Here is a 15,394-nt window from a genome sequence, read left to right on the forward strand (position 1 = left end):
CAGCCTCTCTTTATGGATGAAACAACCGTCACTCTTCTTTCTTTGTTTTCACTTTCGGCAAGATTTTTTGCAGCGGCACTTTCCGTTCCCTCTTCCATGTCGATGGGTCGTTCGGGTCAAACTGCTCCAAAAAGTCGATCACTTCTTTCGTAATCGGCGTCGGGGTGGAAGCGCCGGCGGTGACAGCGACTTTTTTCGCATCTTTAATCCAGTTGATGTCGATTTCCGTCACATCAGCGACGCGATACGCCTTCGTGCCGGCGATCTCTTCCGATACTTGGGCGAGGCGGTTCGAGTTGTTGCTGCGCGGGTCGCCGACGACGATCGTCACATCGGCTTCCTTCGCCTGCTCAGCGACCGCCTCTTGTCGAAGCTGGGTGGCCAGGCAAATTTCTTTATGCATTTCCACGTGCGGGTATTTTTCTTTCACTTTCGCCATGATGTCGGCGACGTCCCATTGGCTCATCGTCGTTTGGTTCGTCACCATGATGCGCTCATTGTGAATGGACAGCCGTTCGACATCATCAATGGTTTCCACAAGATGGATTCTTTCCGGATTGATGCCGACCGCTCCTTCCGGTTCCGGATGTCCTTTTTTGCCGATATAGATGATATCGTAGCCATCGGCGAGCTTTTGTTCGATGAGCCGATGCGTTTTTGTCACATCGGGGCATGTCGCATCAATCGTGACAAGTCCCTTTTCGAGCGCTCGTTTTTTTACTTCCGGTGAGACGCCGTGGGCGGTGAAAATGACGGTGCCCTGGTCGATTTTTTCCAAAATTTCCAAACGATTTTCTCCATCGAGCGTGATGATGCCTTCTTCGGCAAACGCGTCCGTGACGTGCTTATTATGGACGATCATGCCGAGAATGTAAATCGGACGCGGCAAAGATGGGTCCAACGCCGCGTTGCGGGCGATGACCATTGCATCGACCACCCCGTAGCAATACCCGCGCGGGGTAATTTTAATCACTTCCATCATATTCCCTCCCTGCCGCCGGTTGTGCGGCGGTTGTTCACCTTCCATTATATCGGAGCACCGGGGAGAAGACAAAGAATAACCGCCCTAAACAGCGGGTGCGCTAGGGCGGGGAAAGAAACTAGATATACAGTTTCGGCTTGGAAGGCTTCGGGGCGGCCGGTGCTTCTTTTTCTTGCGGCTCTTCGCGCTTTGCCTGCGGAACGGAGCGTTTTTTTGGCGCCTTGGCGGCCGGCTTTTGTTTCGTTTCGTTGGCCGGTGCGCTTTCCGACGTTGTTTCGCCTTCCCCTTCATCGGCCGGTTTCAACTCGCGGAAAATGCGGATCATCGCCGGAAGATTGCGGATGAGCGGTCCATACTGTTGCACCATCGGCATGACGTTTTGTGCGATGCCAAGCATTTTTTGCACGTTGTTTAACATGCCAACCAAGCCGCCGCCCGTGTTGGATGCGGCGGTGTTAGCGGCGTTGGACAGCAACGGCAGCCCCCACGGAGACGATGCAGCAGCCGGCGGCTGCCCGCGCGAAAACAAGCGGGCCAAGAAGCCGCCGGGGCCGCTGGGGCCAAAAGGCGGCGCCGGCATGCGGGCGAACGGGGATGGCGGCCTTCCGGCAAACGGAGAAGGCATCATCGGGGGCCGACTGTATCTCATAGCAGCTTCCTCCTTTCGGTCGTGCGGATGAACGAATGTCCTCCTTTCTACAATATGCGGGCAAGGCGGGAAAGGTTTGTTGCAGGATCGTCTTTAGTTGCGGCAGGGGGCAGCGATTCGCTATAATGATGAAGCGGACGAAGCGGTGCCCATATGCCATTTAAAATGTTCACGTTTACGCTTTTTTATGGAGCCAGCCAGTATTTGATCGACTGTCGGGTGATCGAACCATACCGCTTCCAGACCGATGCATGGATTTGTGAAACGGTTGGTTGTTCCGTCTTCCGTCGCGTCAAAGCTTGCCGCCGACAGTCGGAAAAATAGACGGCACGCTTTTGGGCCAACGAGATGGGAAACCTTCCAGTTGCATTTATTTCATAGAAGGGAGTGGTGCTTGATGACAGAAACGCAGTTCACTCGTTTTTCATTTCAGCCGTTTATCATCGAAGCGATCAAGACGCTTCGTTTTTATAAACCGACGGAAATTCAAGAGCGCATCATTCCGGGGGCGCTGCGCGGCGAAAGCATGGTCGGCCAATCGCAAACCGGAACAGGAAAAACACATGCGTACTTATTGCCGATCATTGAAAAAATCAAGCCGGAACGCGCCGAAGTGCAAGCCGTCATCACGGCGCCGACGCGCGAGTTAGCGACGCAAATTTATCACGAAACGCTGAAAATTACGAAGTTTTGCCCGAAAGATCGGATGATCGTCGCCCGTTGCTTGATCGGCGGGACGGATAAGCAAAAAGCGCTCGAAAAGCTCAACGTGCAGCCGCATATTGTCATCGGCACGCCGGGGCGCATCAACGATTTCATTCGCGAGCAGGCGCTTGATGTGCATACGGCCCACATCCTTGTCGTCGATGAAGCTGACTTGATGCTCGATATGGGCTTTATCACTGATGTCGACCAAATCGCCGCCCGGATGCCGAAAGACTTGCAAATGCTCGTCTTTTCAGCGACGATTCCGGAAAAGCTGAAGCCGTTTTTGAAAAAATATATGGAAAACCCGACCTTTGTCCACGTCGACCCGAAGCGGACGGCGAACGAAAACATCGAACATGTGCTCATCCCGCTGCGTGGACGCGAGAAAACAAAACTGCTCCGTGATGTGCTCCTCAGCTACAACCCGTATTTGGCCATCGTATTTGTCAACACAAGGAAAATGGCTGACGAGGTCGCCGACCGTCTCGCTGAGCAAGGGTTGAAAGTCGGCGTGCTGCACGGCGATTTGACGCCGCGCGAGCGGAGAAAGATGATGAATCTTATCCGCGATTTGGAGTTTCAATATGTCGTCGCGACCGATTTGGCGGCGCGCGGCATCGATATTGAAGGCGTCAGTCATGTCATCAACTACGAGTTGCCTGATGATCTGCAGTTTTATATTCACCGGGCCGGACGGACGGCGCGCGCTGGCTATAGCGGCATTGCGGCGACGATTTACGAGCCGTCTGACCAAGATGCGATTGCTCGGTTGGAAAAAATGGGAATTTCGTTTATCCACCGTGATCTCGTGCGCGGCGAATGGAAGGAGCTGCCGCCGTGGAACCGGCGGAGCAAGCGGGCGGGCGAAAAGGATGACGAACTGGCGCTGCTTTTCGCCAAACTGAAAAAAACGAAGCAGGTGAAGCCGGGCTACAAAAAAAAGTTGCGCGCGGAGCTGGAGAAGAAGAAAAAGCGGCTTGGCCGCTTCAAAAAATCATAATAGCCGTCCGCCTTTAACGCAAAGAAAAGGGAGAGAAGAACATGTTAAAAATCGGTTCACATGTTTCCATGAGCGGAAAGAAAATGCTGCTGGCCGCCAGCGAGGAAGCGGCCTCCTACGGAGCGAACACGTTTATGATTTACACCGGGGCGCCGCAAAACACAAAGCGCAAGTCGATTGAAGAGCTCAACATCGAAGCCGGGCGCCAGCATATGCAAGCGCACGGCATCGAAGAGATTGTCGTCCACGCCCCGTATATCATCAATATCGGCAATACGACCAATCTCGATACGTTTTCGCTAGGCGTCGACTTTTTGCGCGCGGAAATCGAGCGGACGGAAGCCATTGGAGCCAAACAGCTTGTGCTCCATCCAGGCGCTCACGTCGGCGCAGGGGTGGAAGCCGGACTTCGCCAAATTATTCGTGGACTGAATGAAGTGTTGACGCGCGAACAGAACGTGCAAATCGCCCTAGAAACGATGGCCGGCAAAGGGTCGGAATGCGGGCGGACGTTTGAGGAGCTCGCGTACATTATCGACGGCGTCGCCTATAATGATAAGCTGTCCGTTTGCTTTGATACATGCCATACGCATGACGCCGGCTATGACATCGTCAACGATTTTGACGGCGTCCTTGAGGAGTTTGACCGGATCATCGGTCTCGGGCGGCTGAAAGTACTGCACATCAACGACAGCAAAAACCCGCGCGGCAGCCGGAAAGACCGCCATGAAAACATCGGTTTCGGCCATATCGGGTTTGCTGCGCTCAACTATATCGTCCATCACCCGCAGCTTGAGGATATTCCGAAAATTTTAGAAACTCCATACGTGGGCGAGGACAAACACAACAAAAAACCACCGTACAAGCACGAAATCGCCATGCTGCGGGCGCAGTCGTTCGATGACCAGTTGCTTGAAAAAATCAACGCTGGGGCGGAATGAGAAAAGGGCTATGCGCCCTTTTATTTTTTTTGCACGAATTTCAAAAATAGCTCGTTCGCTTTTCGAGCGATGTCCGGCGAGGTGATTTTCGCTAACTCTCGCACCCATTTTTTCCGCTCCTCGGGGTCAAAGACGTTAATGTCGTTCGTCCGGGCGAGATGAAGAATTTGTTTCGCTTGGCTTGTCGTGATGGGCAAGCCGTACTCTCGGCTGTACGCAACGAGTTCTTCCGGGGTGATCGTTTTTAATTTTTGCTTGACAAGCTGTTGGTAAATGTTCATCGCAGCCGCCTCCTTGCTTCTGTTCCATCATATGACGTGAATGGAAAAGGCGTGTATGGTATAATAGAAAAAACAAAAAGGGAAAGGGTGGTAGTTTGGCGTCAAAACAGCATAAAAAAGAACCGCTAGGCCATGTGTTGTATCGGGTGTTGATGATCGCCATCGGCGCCTCTTTGGCGGCGTTTGCCATCGAGCGGCTGCTCGTTCCGAACAAAATGATCGACGGCGGCATCATTGGCATATCGCTGATTCTGGACTACTTGACTCCGGACGAATGGCGGCTGCTCAATTTCGCCACGCTCGTCATCCTCTTAAACGCCCCGTTCATGTATTTCGGCTACAAGCAAATCGGAAAAACGTTCATGCTGTCAACGATTTTAGGCGTCGTGATCCTCGGCGTCACCGAACGGCTGTTTCACCATCTTTCCCCGCTGACGACCGAGCCGATTTTAGCCACCGTTTTTGGCGGGTTGTCGCTCGGTCTTGGCGTCGGATTGGTCATCCGTCATGGCGGATCGCTCGATGGGACGGAAATTTTGGGGATTTTGATGACGAAAAGAATCCCGTTTTCGGTCGGCGAGTTTGTCATGTTTGTCAACGTTTTTATTTTTAGCTGGGCGGCGTTTGTGTTTGGCCTCGAGCCAGCCATGTATTCGGTGATGACGTACTACATCGCCTCAAAAACGATCGATGCGGTCATTGAAGGGCTTGACGAGACGCGGGCGGCCTTTATTGTGACCGATCATTATGAGGAAATTTCCGACGCCATTTTGCACCGGCTCGGCCGCGGGACGACGAAATTGCTCGGCAAAGGCGGATATACGGACGAGCAAAAGGAAATCATTTATGCAGTCGTCACGCGCTTGGAAGTGACAAAACTAAAATCGATCGTCAATGAAATCGACCCGGATGCGTTCATCACCATTATGCCGACGCATGAAGTGCGCGGCGCCCGCTTTAAATCAGCGATTCATTGAGGTTTACAAAACGCGGATGGTGGGGTATACTTGCATAGTGAAGCAAATCGGAATGATTCTGAATTAGCAAGGGAGAACCGCCATGGAAAATGGGCTTGTTGTGCAAATTGAGGATGTGTCGTTCCGCTATGAAAACGAGAACGTGCTTGAGCATGTTAGTTTAACGGTGCCGAAAGGGGCATTTTTAGGATTGGTCGGCCCGAACGGCTCGGGAAAATCGACGCTGCTCAAATGTGTGCTCGGCTTGTTAAAACCGAACAGCGGCCGCATTTTTTTGTTCGGCGAGCCGATTGAATCGTTTCGCGAATGGCATCGAATCGGTTTCGTGTCGCAAAAAGCGAACAGCTTCAACCGCAGCTTTCCGGCGACGGTTGAGGAAGTGGCGGCGAGCGGATTGACGGCGAAACGCGGCTTGTTCCGCCTGTTGACGAAAGAAGACCGGCGGGCGGTCACGGCGGCGCTTGAGGCTGTTGGGCTGAGCGAGTTGGCGAAGCGCAATATCGCGGAGCTGTCCGGCGGCCAGCAGCAGCGGGTGTTTATCGCCCGGGCACTGGCGAGCCAACCGGATTTGCTCATTTTAGACGAGCCGACGGTCGGCGTGGATGCCCGCCATGTGCACGAGTTTTATGAGCTGCTTGGCGATTTGAACCGCCGCGGTTTGACGCTTATCTTAGTGACGCACGACATCGGGACGATTACGGAGCGGGTCACCCATATCGCCTGTTTGAACAGACGCCTCTATTTCCATGGAAAAGTTCCATGAGCAATTTTTGCTCTCCACCCGGGCATGAAAATCCCCCTTTTCTTCCCATAATGAAGAATAGGCGCAAACAGTTCAACAGGACGTTATGCTTAATGGTGGCTTAGACCCTGTACGGAAAAGTGTTTGAATCCACTGGGTGCACCACCCATTGTCCGCCCTTTCCTGTGATAGAGGAAAGGTGACGACGAACGGAAAACTGCCGCATTTCTCCCGTGGATTCGCTGTTTGCGCACTCGATCATCGAAAAGGAGGATTTTCATCATGGATGTCATCTATCCTCGCTGCGCAGGATTGGATGTTCATGCCGAAACCATCGTCGCCTGCGCGCTATGGGAAGAAGATGGACACATTCAAAAGGACATTCAAACCTTCTCCACGTTCTCGAAAGGACTTGGCGACCTGCTCGAGTGGCTCGAAGAACATGGGGTCACCCATGTCGCCATGGAATCCACCGGCGTGTATTGGAAACCGGTCTTTGCCTTCCTCGAGGGCTATGTCGACTTGACACTGGCCAATCCGCAGCGGATCAAAAATGTCCCGGGAAGAAAAACCGATGTCTCTGACGCCGAGTGGATCGCCAAGCTGCTCCGCCATGGACTCGTTGAAAAAAGTTTCGTCCCCCCAGCGGATATTCGCGAATTGCGGGATTTTACCCGCCTCCGCAAAAAGTGGGTCGGACAGCTGACTTCGGAGAAAAACCGGATTCAAAAAGTGCTCGAGTCTTCCAATGTCAAACTCGGCTCGGTCCTCTCCGATCTCTTCGGCGTTTCCGGAAAAGACATCCTCGCCCGGCTGCTTGAGAAGGGATACGTGGACAAGGACGAGTTGGATCAATGCCTGCGCGGAAGGCTCAAAAAGAAAAAGCAAGCGGTGTACGATTCGCTGCTCGGCACCTTGACCGAACACGAGCTCCGTCTCCTTCGCCTCTTGTGGAAACACGTTGAGGAATTGGAGCGGCTCATCGAAGAAGTCGACCAACACATCGACCGCCTGCTCGAGCCGTATCGCGAGGAAGTGAACCTGTTGATGACCATGCCCGGAGTGAAAAAACAAACCGCCGCCGTCATCATAGCCGAGATGGGAACCGACATGAGCGTCTTTGAAACGCCGGAACGGGCGGCTTCATGGACTGGATTGTCCCCCGGCAACCATGAAAGCGCCGGAAAGCGAAAGAGCACGCGCACGACAAAAGGCAATCCCCATCTCCGATCGGCGTTATGCGAGGCGGCATGGTCAGCAGCTCGATCCAAGACGCATCCCTTGTCCCGAAAGTTTTGGTCGTTGGCGGCCCGGTGCGGGAAGAAAAAAGCCCTCATCGCCACAGCTCGGCGGATGTTGGTGATCATCTTTTGCATGATCTCCCGCAAAGAGCCGTTCCGCCAACCACAACTTATTTAGTCTAGCCAAAAGGCAGACAGGTTATACGAGATGCCTAAAATCGGGCACCTCTGCTTTCCTATTGCCTTTTTTGGCCATTTTCAGTATACCCTCACGGATCAGGAGCGTATACCGCACTCACCAAGTGGTGGGGATTTTCACGGAAAAGCGGAGGAGTTTGAACAGCTTGGCGACGAAGCCATTTCGCAGTTTTACGGGCATCCGCTTCACGTTCTCTCCCACGAGCACTAGAGGGGCCATATAAACGATTGACGTTGGAGGAATGACACGTGTGGGAAGCCTTATGGCAGTACGAGTTTTTGCGCAACGCCTTCTGGGCCGGGGTATTGACCGGATTTGCCGCGCCGCTGCTTGGCGTGTTTATCGTTGTTCGGCGGCTCTCGCTCATCGCGGATGCGTTGAGCCATGTCACGCTTGCCGGCATTGCCGCCGGGCTGCTGCTCGGGAAGTCCGTGCCGGCGGCAGCCGGATGGAACCCGCTGTACATCGGCATGGGCTTTTCCGTCATCGGCTCGCTGTTTATCGAAAAGCTGCGCGCTGTGTATCGGCATTATGAAGAGCTTGCGATTCCAATCGTGTTGTCGTCCGGTCTTGGCTTGAGCGTCATTTTCATTTCGATGGCCAACGGGTTTACGACCGATTTGTTTTCGTATTTATTCGGCAGCGTGAGCGCTGTCAGCCGCTCTGATGTCGGAACGGCGCTCGGCGTCGCGATTGTTGCTGCCGCCGTCATTTTCGCTTTTTACAAGGAATTGTTTCTTCTCTCGTTTGATGAGGAATATGCCCGCGTTTCCGGCGTCCGCGCCAAGCTCATTCATTTTTTGTTTATCGTGCTTGTCGCTCTCGTCATCGCGGCGTCGATGCGCATCGTTGGCGTGCTGCTCGTTTCTTCGCTCATGACGCTGCCGGTGGCGGCGAGCATCCGCATCGCCAAAAGTTTTAAACAGGTAATCGGGCTTTCGATTTTGTTCGGGGAGCTGGCCGTCATCGCCGGGCTTTGGGCGGCGTATGAGCTAGACTGGGCGCCGGGTGGAACGATCGTCATCGCAGCGGTTGTCATTTTGCTTTTCGCACTCGGATGGAAAAGGGGGCGGCAGCGATGAATATCGACGAAGCGTTGCAGTTGATGAAAGAGAAAGGATTTAAATATACGGAAAAACGGAGACAAATGCTTGAGTTGTTTGCCGAAAGCGACAAATATTTGACGGCAAGAGAAGTGCTTGAGGCGCTTCGTCCCGCTTATCCGGGCTTAAGCGTTGACACGGTGTACCGCAATTTGTCGCTCTTTGCTGCGCTCGGCATTTTGGAGATGACCGAGTTGTCAGGAGAGAAACGGTTTCGGTTCGCCTGCGACGCCCGCCGCCATCACCATCATTTCATTTGCACCGAGTGCGGGAAAACAAAAGAAATCGATATATGTCCAATGGAAAGGCTGGCCACGCAGCTCGACGGCTACGAAATCGCCGACCATAAGTTTGAAATTTACGGCACATGTCCGCAATGTCAACAGAGGGGCTGATCCCAAAACGCATTCGCGTTTTGGATCAGCCCCTTGTTTATGGCCGGAGGCGCTGTTCGATTTCTCGCTTTGCTTCAAGCCAGTTATTGACGCGGATGACGTTTTCGGGGAGCGGGCCTTGGTTGTACGGAGTGTCAAACAAAATGACGGGAATGCCGCATGTTTCGGCGATTTCGCAGGCATTATCGTACTTGTCTTCAAAGAAGGCCGACAGCTTATATTGGCGGACGGCGGCGATTTTGTCGTGCGACCCAATCAGATCAATATGGTGGTAATGGACGCCGTGCCGCCGGAACCAGCGCTCGGTGAGATCGTACAAATGGCGGCCACGGGCGCTGATGTAATACAGCTCGTATTTGTCTTTCCAGCTGTCAATCACCTCAAGCGCATAGCGGGCAAGCGGAGCCCTCTCATAAATATCCGCTTCGTTTTCCTCAAGCCAGCGGTCCATTTCTTCCTCCGCCACGCCGTATAACGGCGCCAAATTGTATTGCGTAATGTCGTTTAATGCGAGCTCTTTGCCGAATGCTTCGTTTAAATACGGAATGAACGTGCTCGGACATGTCACCGTGCCGTCAATGTCGATGCCAAGCCGTTTTTTCACCGCTTCATCCTCCTGTTAGAAAATATTCACACTGATAAAATAACGCCGGTTTCTCATACTAATAATGCTTCTTACTTTAGGAAAGCGAGGGAAGCATATGGCAGACGACCGCGAGCGCACGTATAACGGAAGTTACGTGCAATCGATCGGAAAAGAGGAACCAGAACGCAATTTTATGGAAGAAACAGCGGCGGAAGTCGCTGAACCGATTCGCCGCGGCGACGAACGGGACGAAGAACGCGCGGACGGCGCCGGGCTCGGCTGGCTCGCTTTGGCCCTGTCCATCATCGCCTTGTTTATTTGGCCGATTTTGTTAGGGGCGGCCGGCATTATTGTCGGGTTTATCGCGCGCCGGCGCGGCGCAGAGACGCTCGGTGCGTGGGCCATCGGCATCGGCGTCATCGCTATTCTCGTCCGCCTGTTTATTATGCCGTTTTATACGTAAAAAGCGAGGGTGTCCCCAAGCGGGGACGCCCTTTCTCGTTGTGCAGGAACCTTCCGCTCATTGGGCGGCGTTGCCTTTCAGAGCGGCTTTGTTTTCCTTTTGCTTTGCAAAGTATTCTTCCGCCAGCTTGTCGATTTCTTTTTTCAGCTCTTCCACCATTTGCTCTTCGGGTACTTTTCGGACGATTTTGCCGTGGCGGAACAACAAGCCTTCGCCACGGGCGCCGGCAATGCCGATGTCGGCTTCCCGTGCTTCCCCTGGTCCATTGACGGCGCATCCGAGCACAGCGACTTTGATCGGCGCTTGAATTTTGGCGATATAGTCTTCGATTTCATTGGCGATGCTGATCAAATCGATCTCAATCCGCCCGCACGTCGGGCAGGAAATGAGCGTCGCCGCATTGGAAGCGAGTCCGAACGTTTTTAAAATTTCGCGCGCCACTTTTACCTCTTCAACCGGGTCGGCGCTTAACGAAACGCGGATCGTATTGCCGATGCCTTTGCTTAAAATGGCGCCGAGTCCAACCGCGCTTTTGATCGTGCCGGAAAAAAGCGTTCCCGCTTCGGTGATGCCGACATGGAGCGGGTAGTCGAACGTGCGCGCCGCTTTTTCGTACGCTTCAATGGCGAGGCGTACGTCGGACGCCTTTAACGAAACGATAATATCGTGAAAATCAAGTTCTTCTAAAATGCGGATATGATATAAGGCGCTCTCAACCATGCCGTCGGCTGTTGGATATCCATATTTTTCTAAAATGCGTTTTTCCAGCGATCCGGCGTTGACGCCGATGCGAATCGGTACGCCGCGCTCTTTCGCCGCTTTCACGACCGCTTCGACTTTTTCGCGGCGCCCGATGTTGCCTGGATTGATGCGGATTTTATCGACGCCGCCTTCGATCGCTTTCAGCGCCAATTTATAGTCAAAGTGGATGTCGGCGACAAGCGGGATGTTGATTCGCTTTTTTATTTCCGGTATGGCCTCAGCCGCCCGCTCGTCCGGGCAGGCGACGCGGACGATTTGGCACCCCGCTTCCTCGAGGCGGTGGATTTGCGCCACCGTCGCTTCGACATCGTGCGTTTTTGTCGTCGTCATGCTTTGAATGATGACTTCGTTGCTGCCGCCGATTGTCAGCGGACCGACGCGGACCGGCCGCGTTTTTGAACGATGGATTATGTCACCCACGAACATTCGCTCCTTTAAACCAAATGCTGTCCTGCCCTAAGTTTATCAGTAGTGACAACACGTTAGCAAGAAATACACTACGCTTATTTTTTATATACTGGGATTTTATATGCTTTTCCAATTTGAAGAGCGTTCGCCTTTGTGCCGGGATTCAGCTTCTCAAAGTCGCGGATCAACGTGTCGATTGAAACGGGAAGCGGCCCTTGCTGTTCACGCTCGGCAATGGACAAAAGGGTGTCTCCGGCTTTGATTTTGACCGTCTTGTACACGGGACTGCTGATCCCTTCTTCAGCGATCAGCGGCTCCGATGACGCCGGAAGTGTTCCAGTTGTCAGATCCCGGTAGGCGATATAGCCGACAAGGACAGCTATGCAAACAAGCAGCCACTTTTTCATGATTCCTCCACCGCTTTTTTTATGAAATGTATGCTTGTCCGCGTGAAATATGAGAACAATTCAAAAAAATTACAAAGTATTTACACGGGCTTAATAGTTGGCTGACATAATGGGAGAAGGAGGGGGACGAGCATGAAAAAAACACGAAGAGAGATGAAGTTGCAAAACCAGTTAATCATTTTATTTGTCGGCATTGTAGCCATCTCAGTTGGACTGGTTGGCGCAGTATCGTATGCGAAAGCCAAAAAGGAGACAATGCAAGCGATTGAGCAACGTCTTGAGCGGGAAACGGATATGATGTATGAACTGGTGCAAAACCTTTTATTTATGTACATAGGGGATCAAGAACAGTTTATGGAGCGGGTGAACGAGGGCGTCCGCAAGCAACAAGCCGAATTGATGCAAGATGGGGTGCCGGCTGAATTTTTTCTCGTTGCTGAAACGGTTCGCCCATTCTACATAAGCCGGCGCTCACAGCTTTTGCTTCCGGAGACGCTCACCGAACATATGAAAAAGAAAAGAAATGGGATTTCCTATGCCGTTATAAATGGAAAAGATTATACACTTGTTTACCGGAATATACAGGAATTAAAAGGAATCTATGTTATTGCTGTGCCTACAAGTTCATACATGACGGCTGTGCGCCAAATGGCTGTTTTTATTTTGGCGGCAACATTGATCAGCGCATGTGCGGCCTCATTGGTCATCATCGCGTTTGTCCGAACGGTGATAGCACCTATCGTCAGCCTTCAGCGAGCGATGAAAAAGGTGGCGAATGGAGATTTGAGCAGCGACCTGTCCATCATTTCCCGCACCCGGGAAATTCAATCGTTGTCCGCCAGTTTCCAACAGATGGTTCGCAATATGCGGGAGATGATTTATCGCATATCGGTTACAACAGAACAGCTTTCGGATAAAGGCGAGCAATTAAAAACAGTATCTAAAAAGACAGTGGAGAGTAATCAGGAATTAATGGAAGCAGTCGGAATGGTGAAAAGCGGTGCTGCGGAAACGGCATCTTCTTCAGACGCAACGATTACCTTCTTTCAGCGAATGAAAGAGGATATGGTGCGAGTCACTGACCAGATGGAGATGATCCAAGAAAGCTCCCAACATATGAATACGGCTGCTTTGGAAGGGGGAAGACAAATTAAGCAACTGACGCAGTCCATTCAGGCACTCGAGCAGGAAATTGCCCAAATGGCCGGCGCCGTCAAAAAGGTTGAGAGCTACTCATCGTCCGTTGCCAACATCGTGCAAGTGATTCGCACGATCGCCGAGCAAACGAAATATCTTTCTTTGAACGCAACGATTGAAGCGGCGAGAGCAGGAGAAGCTGGAAAAGGGTTTGCTGTCGTGGCGAAAGAAATAAGGCGGTTAGCGGAGCAATCAGGAAAAGCGGTTGAGTCGATTGCGAAAACAACGGAAGAGATGGTCGATGTCATCATCGCGACAACGAAGCAAGGCATGCTCGTTTCCGAACGTTTTTCTACGTATATGCAGACAGCGTACCGCTCGAAATGTTCCCTCGAGGAATTGCTAAGGGAGATTGCAGTTGTGACAGAGAAGATCGAGGGTATGAAACGACATATGGGAGAGTTGGCAAATTCGGTTCCTCCGATGGAACAGGCAACCATTTCGTTCGTATCAACGGCCCAACAAACATTGGCAAGCGCTGAACAGATGCTTCATTCTTCCCACACACAAACAACAGATATGAAGGCGATGTATCGAATCGGGCTTGAGCTTATTGAGCTCGGCCAAACGTTGAGGCAAAGCGTGAAACAGTTTGAAACGGCCGGATAAAAAGCCGCCAAGGAACTCCTTGGCGGCTAGCTGTTTCGCTGGGCTGAGGCAGGAACTTCCTTCACCGCCAAAAAGAGAACGGCGAGCGAAACGAACCAATGAATAAACATGCCGTATGGCACGATCGTTTGGACGGCTTCCATCAAAGCAAAAAAGACGGTCGATAACGTAATGCCATAGGCTGACATGATCCATGTATGACGGTAGCGAAGCTTTTTGTCCAACATGCCGGCAAAAATAAGGCCGAAAAAAGCGAGCAGGCACACACTAATAAATTTTCCTGCACATGCGAGCACGTATAACACGAGCCCAAAAAGCGGAATGAGCACCGGCAGAAGCGACTGCAAGCTGGTGATAAACGCACGCACGTCTTCGTCAGTAATGACCACATCTGGAAATGCGGCATAGCTGTAATGTTGCGCCTGGTGGCTGGCAACGAGCACCGCTTCATTTTTCAACAACGCGATGGCGTTCGGAAACCGTTCCACTTCTTCTCTCGTCACTTCACCCGTGCTGTCAAAAATGATCGTAAACCCGCCTTGGTCAATATGGATCGGTTCAGCCGCCGCTGAGCGAAGCTCGCCGTTTTCAATCGAAAAAGGCGGCAAGTCGTCGCGCAACAATGCGCCTGTTGTGCGGACACCTTCAACGAGCGATACGGAAGCATAGGACAAGGTTGGAAGGATGGATAAAAATGTAAGTAAAAACACATAGCCGATCGTTTTGCCGATTCCTTGAAAGCGGAAGCGGGCAATATCTTTGGGGGAGTACAAACTTTTCCAAATTTGGGTGAATACATTCATCATGGACACACCTTTCTTTTTCTCCATTTCCATTGTATATGCGGCGTCAACGGAATTCAACTTTGAGCGTTTTTTGGAAACCAGCAGGCAAGCAAATACATTGAAACATTGTGGTAATTTTGGTAAGCTAATTTTGGACGGGTGGTCAGCGCCCGCTTACATAATGAGGATAAAAGGAGGAGATTTAGATGCCATTTGAATTGCCAGCATTGCCGTATCCGTACGATGCCCTGGAGCCGCACATCGACAAAGAAACGATGAACATTCACCACACGAAGCACCATAACACATACGTTACAAATTTGAATGCGGCGCTTGAAGGGCATCCGGATTTGCAAAACAAATCGCTCGAAGAATTGCTCAGCAATTTGGAAGCCCTTCCGGAAAGCATTCGCACGGCGGTGCGCAACAACGGCGGCGGTCATGCAAACCACTCGCTTTTCTGGACGATTTTGTCGCCAAATGGCGGCGGTGAGCCGACGGGTGAGCTGGCTGAGGCGATCAACAAAAAATTCGGCAGCTTCACCGCGTTTAAAGACGAGTTTTCGAAAGCAGCGGCCGGCCGTTTCGGTTCTGGCTGGGCATGGCTTGTCGTGAACAACGGCGAGCTGGAAATTACGAGCACGCCGAACCAAGACTCGCCGATCATGGAAGGCAAAACGCCGATTCTCGGCTTGGACGTTTGGGAGCATGCGTACTACTTGAAATACCAAAACCGCCGTCCGGAATACATTGCCGCATTCTGGAACATTGTCAACTGGGACGAAGTGGCGAAACGGTACAGCGAAGCGAAAGCGAAGTAATCAACAAAGCGGGGCGAAACAAAACGCCCCGCTTTTTTTAGCGACGGAGGGTGCAGGCAAAGGAAGCGGTTTTCTTCGCGCCGGGTGCATAGAGGCTGCGGAAATGGCCACACTACCGGATAGATGAAAAGGGGAGTT

Annotated in this window: 16 protein-coding genes and 2 pseudogenes; 11 read left to right on the plus strand and 7 right to left on the minus strand. The window is 52.2% G+C overall.

From position 1 onward, the window contains the following. Positions 1 to 28: 28 nt before the first annotated feature. Entirely contained in the window at positions 29 to 979 is a 951-nt protein-coding gene (locus CD000_RS02950; protein ID WP_011231957.1) for a 4-hydroxy-3-methylbut-2-enyl diphosphate reductase, read from the minus strand. 121 nt (positions 980 to 1,100) lie between these two features. Next, positions 1,101 to 1,631 carry a VrrA/YqfQ family protein gene (gene vrrA / locus CD000_RS02955; protein WP_011231956.1) on the minus strand — a complete coding sequence of 177 codons (531 nt, stop codon included), beginning with the start codon at positions 1,629 to 1,631 and terminating at the stop codon, positions 1,101 to 1,103. A 397-nt stretch (positions 1,632 to 2,028) separates the two neighbouring features. Between vrrA and CD000_RS02960 the strand changes: the two genes are divergently transcribed. Continuing rightward, entirely contained in the window at positions 2,029 to 3,339 is a 1,311-nt protein-coding gene (locus tag CD000_RS02960; RefSeq protein WP_096224839.1) for a DEAD/DEAH box helicase, read from the plus strand. A 41-nt stretch (positions 3,340 to 3,380) separates the two neighbouring features. Then, positions 3,381 to 4,280: a deoxyribonuclease IV gene (locus CD000_RS02965; RefSeq protein WP_014196359.1), complete on the plus strand. Its 900-nt coding sequence runs from the start codon at positions 3,381 to 3,383 to the stop codon at positions 4,278 to 4,280. A gap of 20 nt (positions 4,281 to 4,300) precedes the next feature. Here CD000_RS02965 and CD000_RS02970 read toward each other — a convergent pair whose 3' ends face one another. Next, positions 4,301 to 4,561, minus strand: coding sequence for a DUF2624 domain-containing protein (locus CD000_RS02970; RefSeq protein WP_011231953.1), 261 nt, complete (start codon positions 4,559 to 4,561; stop codon positions 4,301 to 4,303). A gap of 95 nt (positions 4,562 to 4,656) precedes the next feature. Here CD000_RS02970 and CD000_RS02975 point away from each other — a divergent pair, with 95 nt between their 5' ends. From CD000_RS02975 to CD000_RS03000, 6 genes and pseudogenes are all read left to right on the plus strand, one after another. Continuing rightward, positions 4,657 to 5,538: a YitT family protein gene (locus tag CD000_RS02975; RefSeq protein ID WP_096224840.1), complete on the plus strand. Its 882-nt coding sequence runs from the start codon at positions 4,657 to 4,659 to the stop codon at positions 5,536 to 5,538. An 82-nt stretch (positions 5,539 to 5,620) separates the two neighbouring features. Continuing rightward, positions 5,621 to 6,292 (plus strand): annotated as a pseudogene (locus tag CD000_RS02980) (metal ABC transporter ATP-binding protein); the annotation flags it as partial. 270 nt (positions 6,293 to 6,562) lie between these two features. Next, positions 6,563 to 7,699, plus strand: a complete 1,137-nt coding sequence (locus CD000_RS02985; RefSeq protein WP_096224841.1) for an IS110-like element ISGka2 family transposase — start codon at positions 6,563 to 6,565, stop codon at positions 7,697 to 7,699. 135 nt (positions 7,700 to 7,834) lie between these two features. Next, positions 7,835 to 7,930 (plus strand): annotated as a pseudogene (locus CD000_RS18985) (zinc ABC transporter ATP-binding protein); the annotation flags it as partial. 38 nt (positions 7,931 to 7,968) lie between these two features. Further along, on the plus strand, positions 7,969 to 8,802 hold the full coding sequence (locus tag CD000_RS02995) for a metal ABC transporter permease (protein ID WP_096224843.1): 834 nt from the start codon (positions 7,969 to 7,971) through the stop codon (positions 8,800 to 8,802). Beyond that, entirely contained in the window at positions 8,799 to 9,218 is a 420-nt protein-coding gene (locus CD000_RS03000) for a Fur family transcriptional regulator (protein WP_096224844.1), read from the plus strand. The genes CD000_RS02995 and CD000_RS03000 overlap by 4 nt, the downstream gene beginning before the upstream one ends. A gap of 37 nt (positions 9,219 to 9,255) precedes the next feature. On the opposite strand, the gene CD000_RS03005 is transcribed toward CD000_RS03000, so the two are convergent. Then, positions 9,256 to 9,822 carry a nucleotidase gene (locus tag CD000_RS03005; RefSeq protein ID WP_011231948.1) on the minus strand — a complete coding sequence of 189 codons (567 nt, stop codon included), beginning with the start codon at positions 9,820 to 9,822 and terminating at the stop codon, positions 9,256 to 9,258. Between the two features lie 97 nt (positions 9,823 to 9,919). Between CD000_RS03005 and CD000_RS03010 the strand changes: the two genes are divergently transcribed. Further along, the gene (locus CD000_RS03010; protein WP_011231947.1) at positions 9,920 to 10,267 is read left to right on the plus strand and encodes a hypothetical protein; all 348 of its coding nucleotides are present in this window, start codon (positions 9,920 to 9,922) and stop codon (positions 10,265 to 10,267) included. Between the two features lie 57 nt (positions 10,268 to 10,324). Here CD000_RS03010 and ispG read toward each other — a convergent pair whose 3' ends face one another. Then, positions 10,325 to 11,449, minus strand: a complete 1,125-nt coding sequence (gene ispG, locus CD000_RS03015) for a flavodoxin-dependent (E)-4-hydroxy-3-methylbut-2-enyl-diphosphate synthase (RefSeq protein WP_096224845.1) — start codon at positions 11,447 to 11,449, stop codon at positions 10,325 to 10,327. Between the two features lie 83 nt (positions 11,450 to 11,532). Then, a complete protein-coding gene (locus CD000_RS03020; RefSeq protein ID WP_096224846.1) occupies positions 11,533 to 11,844 on the minus strand; it encodes a LysM peptidoglycan-binding domain-containing protein in 312 nt (103 codons plus the stop codon). 132 nt (positions 11,845 to 11,976) lie between these two features. Here CD000_RS03020 and CD000_RS03025 point away from each other — a divergent pair, with 132 nt between their 5' ends. Beyond that, positions 11,977 to 13,650: a methyl-accepting chemotaxis protein gene (locus tag CD000_RS03025; RefSeq protein WP_096224847.1), complete on the plus strand. Its 1,674-nt coding sequence runs from the start codon at positions 11,977 to 11,979 to the stop codon at positions 13,648 to 13,650. A 26-nt stretch (positions 13,651 to 13,676) separates the two neighbouring features. On the opposite strand, the gene CD000_RS03030 is transcribed toward CD000_RS03025, so the two are convergent. Beyond that, complete coding sequence (locus CD000_RS03030) at positions 13,677 to 14,453, minus strand: DUF1189 domain-containing protein (RefSeq protein ID WP_096224848.1); 777 nt, start codon at positions 14,451 to 14,453, stop codon at positions 13,677 to 13,679. A 188-nt stretch (positions 14,454 to 14,641) separates the two neighbouring features. On the opposite strand from CD000_RS03030, the gene sodA reads away from it, so the two are divergent. Then, positions 14,642 to 15,256 (plus strand): superoxide dismutase SodA, encoded by a 615-nt coding sequence (sodA, locus tag CD000_RS03040; RefSeq protein WP_011231937.1) that lies wholly within the window; start codon positions 14,642 to 14,644, stop codon positions 15,254 to 15,256. Positions 15,257 to 15,394: the final 138 nt, after the last annotated feature.

Source organism: Geobacillus sp. FJAT-46040 (genome assembly GCF_002335725.1).
GTDB classification, from domain to species: domain Bacteria; phylum Bacillota; class Bacilli; order Bacillales; family Anoxybacillaceae; genus Geobacillus; species Geobacillus thermoleovorans.